Genomic DNA, 5,000 nt, shown 5'->3' with positions numbered 1-5,000 from the left:
GAAACATCCTTTAAAGCTGTTTTTACGTAAGCGAAAGGTGTTCGAGATTGTTGCGACTTCTTTTCGTTTTGTTTCAACCATTTGATGTCTTAGGAGATCAGAGAAACAAAATGAAAACGGCGCACAAGCCGAATCACCTGAGCAAAATGGTTAAGCTAGTAAGAGCGCACGGAGGATGCCTAGGCACCAGGAGCCGAAGAAGGACGTGGCGAACAACGATACCGCCCCGGGGAGCCGTAAGCAGGCATTGATCCGAGGATTTCCGAATGGGGAAACCCAGCTATCGTAATGGATAGTTACTCTCAACTGAATACATAGGTTGGGTAGAGGCATACCAGGGGAACTGAAACATCTAAGTACCCTGAGGAAGAGAAAACAATAGTGATTCCGTCAGTAGCGGCGAGCGAACGCGGATTAGCCCAAACCAAGGAGCTTGCTTCTTGGGGTTGTAGGACGTCTCACATGGAGTTACAAAGGTGTTTGGTAGGCGAAGAGGTCTGGAAAGGCCCGCCAGAGCAGGTAAAAGCCCTGTAACCGAAAGCAAGCACCCTCCGAGACGGATCCTGAGTACGGCGGGACACGAGAAACCCCGTCGGAATCCGGCAGGACCATCTGCCAAGGCTAAATACTCCCTGGTGACCGATAGTGAAGCAGTACCGTGAGGGAAAGGTGAAAAGCACCGCGGAAGCGGAGTGAAAAAGAACCTGAAACCGTGCGCTTACAAAAAGTCAGAGCCCGTTAAATGGGTGATGGCGTGCCTTTTGTAGAATGAACCGGCGAGTTACGATCACGTGCAAGGTTAAGTCGGGAAGACGGAGCCGTAGCGAAAGCGAGTCTGAATAGGGCGAATAAGTACGTGGTCGTAGACCCGAAACCGTGTGATCTACCCCTGTCCAGGGTGAAGGTGCGGTAACACGCACTGGAGGCCCGAACCCACGCATGTTGAAAAATGCGGGGATGAGGTGGGGGTAGCGGAGAAATTCCAATCGAACTCGGAGATAGCTGGTTCTCCCCGAAATAGCTTTAGGGCTAGCCTCGAGGAATGAGCGTCGTGGAGGTAGAGCACTGATTGGGTGCGGGGCCCGCCAAGGGTTACCAAGTCCAGTCAAACTCCGAATGCCATAGACGTGCTACTCGGGAGTCAGACAGTGAGTGCTAAGATCCATTGTCAAGAGGGAAACAGCCCAGATCATCAGCTAAGGTCCCCAAGTGTGTGTTAAGTGGGAAAGGATGTGGAGTTGCAAAGACAACCAGGATGTTGGCTTAGAAGCAGCCATCATTTAAAGAGTGCGTAATAGCTCACTGGTCGAGTGACTCTGCGCCGAAAATGTAACGGGGCTAAACACACCACCGAAGCTATGACATGTACCGTATGGTACTTGGGTAGGGGAGCGTTGAATACGGATTGAAGTTGGACCGTGAGGACTGGTGGACTGTATTCAAGTGAGAATGCCGGTATGAGTAACGAAAAGACAAGTGAGAATCTTGTCCGCCGAAAGCCTAAGGGTTCCTGAGGAAGGCTCGTCCTCTCAGGGTAAGTCGGGACCTAACGCGAGGCCGAAAGGCGTAGTGGATGGACAACAGGTTGAAATTCCTGTACCACCGAGGATCGTTTGAGCAATGGGGTGACACAGAAGGGCAGTGACGCGGACTGATGGAATAGTCCGTCCAAGCAGTGAGGCTGATCGATAGGCAAATCCGTCGATCATAAGGCTGGGCTGTGATGGGGAGCGAAAATTGCAGTAGCGAAGGTCATGTACTCCGGCTGTCAAGAAAAGCCTCTAGTGAGATCTAGGTGCCCGTACCGCAAACCGACACAGGTAGGCGAGCAGAGCATGCTAAGGCGCGCGGAAGAACTCTCGTTAAGGAACTCGGCAAAATGACCCCGTAACTTCGGGAGAAGGGGTGCCTCGGTAGGGTGAATAGCCCGAGGGGGCCGCAGTGAAAAGGCCCAAGCGACTGTTTAGCAAAAACACAGGTCTGTGCGAAGCCGTAAGGCGAAGTATACGGGCTGACGCCTGCCCGGTGCTGGAAGGTTAAGGGGAGCGGTTAGGGGTAACCCGAAGCTGTGAACCGAAGCCCCAGTAAACGGCGGCCGTAACTATAACGGTCCTAAGGTAGCGAAATTCCTTGTCAGGTAAATTCTGACCCGCACGAATGGCGTAACGACTTGGGCGCTGTCTCAACGAGAGATCCGGTGAAATTTTAATACCTGTGAAGATGCAGGTTACCCGCGACAAGACGGAAAGACCCCATGGAGCTTTACTGTAACTTGATATTGAACTTTGGTACGATCTGTACAGGATAGGTGGGAGCCTTAGAAGCATGAGCGCCAGCTTGTGTGGAGGCAACGTTGGGATACCACCCTGATCGTATCGGAGTTCTAACCTAGAACCGTGAAACCGGTTCGGGGACCGTGTCAGGTGGACAGTTTGACTGGGGCGGTCGCCTCCTAAAATGTAACGGAGGCGCCCAAAGGTTCCCTCAGAATGGTTGGAAATCATTCGAAGAGTGCAAAGGCATAAGGGAGCTTGACTGCGAGACCTACAAGTCGAGCAGGTACGAAAGTAGGGCTTAGTGATCCGGTGGTACCGAATGGAAGGGCCATCGCTCAACGGATAAAAGCTACCCTGGGGATAACAGGCTTATCTCCCCCAAGAGTCCACATCGACGGGGAGGTTTGGCACCTCGATGTCGGCTCATCGCATCCTGGGGCTGAAGTAGGTCCCAAGGGTTGGGCTGTTCGCCCATTAAAGCGGTACGCGAGCTGGGTTCAGAACGTCGTGAGACAGTTCGGTCCCTATCTGTCGCGGGCGCAGGAAATTTGAGAGGAGCTGTCCTTAGTACGAGAGGACCGGGATGGACGTACCGCTGGTGTACCAGTTGTTCCGCCAGGAGCACCGCTGGGTAGCCAAGTACGGACGGGATAAGCGCTGAAAGCATCTAAGCGTGAAGCCCCCCTCAAGATGAGATTTCCCAGTATGTAAGACCCCTTGAAGACGACGAGGTTGATAGGTTCGGAGTGGAAGCACAGCAATGTGTGTAGCTGACGAATACTAATCGGTCGAGGGCTTATCCTAAACACGTTTACTGTGACCCATACATCCAGTAGACAGCAGCTAAAAAGGCTTCAGCAAGCCTAATCTTTCGTATCCAGTTTTCAATGTGCAAAACGCACAATGAAGCAAGACTCCCACTCGCAGTGGGTTTTAGTGTTTCCATGGAGGATTAGCTCAGCTGGGAGAGCATCTGCCTTACAAGCAGAGGGTCGGCGGTTCGATCCCGTCATCCTCCACCATAGTATGAGTCATTAGCTCAGTTGGTAGAGCACCTGACTTTTAATCAGGGTGTCGTAGGTTCGAATCCTACATGACTCACCATTTTTTATCTCGGATGCGCGCGTATGGCGGAATTGGCAGACGCACTAGACTTAGGATCTAGCGGGCGACCGTGGGGGTTCAAGTCCCTCTACGCGCATCATAGTACGACAAAAGAAGTCTTGCTTAGCAAGGCTTTTTTTGTTGTTTAAAAGTAGGAAATGATGCTCAAATGAGATGCTTTGAGCTATTTTTTTGTCAAAGGAGTTAGCCTCGTGTACAATAAAAACAGCTAAGGGAGGACATATATGAATTTTTCCGTCACCTTTTTTACAAATATAAGTATTCTCATTACTTGTGCTTACCTTTTTAACCTCCTATACAAAAATTTTCTAAACCGAGCTTCCTCCAATGTGAAAAATAGTTTGTTGATTGTCACTTTTATTTTATCCGGCTGGCTGACGATGATGGTTGGTGTAGAATTAGGGAGAGGTCCCTTATTCGATTTGCGCGGCGTACCTATTATTTTTGCAACACTAGTGTTCCGTGATCCGCGCCATGTTTTTATTATTGGACTTGGTATCTCTGCTTCAAGATATTTTGTCAATGGAATAACACCAAGCTCACTAACGGGATCAATTAATATCGCTATTATGGGACTCGTCGCAGCAGGGCTCGTCATGCTTTACGAACGACGCCAGTTATGGGGCTATCGTAAGAAGGCAACGATTTCTTTGCTAACCATCAATATTGTACAGGTAACTGGTATCGCGATCTTTGGCGCTCTGTCTCGTGAGTTGTACTTGAAGCAGATTATGCCTTTTACGCTGCCTCTTTCTATTTTGCTTGGTGCCTTTTTCTTATTTATTATTAATGATTTTTATAAGGAACAGCTCCGTTCGGACGAGCTGCGCGACAATAACTTGCTTCTAGTGGAGCAAACGAAGGAGCTTGAAGACAAAGCGATACAAATCATGAAGTCATCCAAATATAAGTCGGACTTTCTCTCTAATATGTCTCATGAGCTTCGGACACCTCTTAATAGCATCATTGTCCTCTCAGAGCTCATTCGTGAGAATACGGCCAGCCAGGAACACAATGAGAATTTTGAGTATGCAGATATGATAAACAGCTCTAGTAACGAATTGCTGCGAATCATTAATGACATCCTGGACTTATCCAAGTTGGAAGCAGGTAAGATGGATATCAACTGGGGAGAAGTGTCCGTCGAGGATGTTACGCAGCTGATATACCATGAATTTGCCCATTTAGCTGAAAAGAAGCAGCTAAGCTTCGAAGTTTTAATAGATGAAGAGGCTCCTCAAATGCTAGTATCCGATGGACAAAAGCTGAGCCAAATTATTCGCAATCTATTAAACAATGCTATTAAGTTTACGGATAAGGGCGATGTCGCTTTGCACGTATACAAGGATAAGCTTACTGACTGCATTGTATTTGTTGTAAAGGACACCGGTATTGGGATAGATGAGGACAACCAGCAGCGAGTTTTTGATACATTTTCACAAGAGGACAGCACGATTCAGCGGAAATATGAAGGAACTGGATTAGGGCTTTCTATTTGCATACAGCTTACCAATCTACTTGGCGGCAAACTTGCGCTTAAAAGCACAAAGGGAGTTGGAAGTGAGTTTGCACTAAGTGTGCCGTTATATCCTACATCGA

General features: G+C 48.9%; 1 protein-coding gene, 3 tRNA genes and 1 rRNA gene (1 of these 5 only partly in view). All 5 read left to right on the top strand.

Annotated features, from left to right (window positions below; all coding sequences use genetic code 11):
- The first annotated feature begins 148 nt into the window (after positions 1–148).
- Positions 149–3,080 (top strand): 23S ribosomal RNA (locus tag AC0VYE_RS30285).
- A 142-nt stretch (positions 3,081–3,222) separates the two neighbouring features.
- A tRNA-Val gene (locus AC0VYE_RS30280) sits at positions 3,223–3,298 on the top strand.
- A gap of 6 nt (positions 3,299–3,304) precedes the next feature.
- Positions 3,305–3,380, top strand: a tRNA-Lys gene (locus AC0VYE_RS30275).
- Positions 3,381–3,397: 17 nt separating this feature from the next.
- Positions 3,398–3,477, top strand: a tRNA-Leu gene (locus AC0VYE_RS30270).
- Positions 3,478–3,730: 253 nt separating this feature from the next.
- Positions 3,731–5,000, top strand: the 5' portion of a protein-coding gene (locus tag AC0VYE_RS30265) for an ATP-binding protein (protein ID WP_475444451.1). The gene runs 5 nt beyond the window's last position; only the first 1,270 of its 1,275 coding nucleotides appear in the window; the start codon lies at positions 3,731–3,733; the stop codon falls past the right edge of the window.

The organism is Pristimantibacillus sp. Z349TD_6 (genome assembly GCF_056173205.1).
Note: the sequence above shows the minus strand (reverse complement) of the source record. Positions and strands in the feature narration are given on the sequence as shown.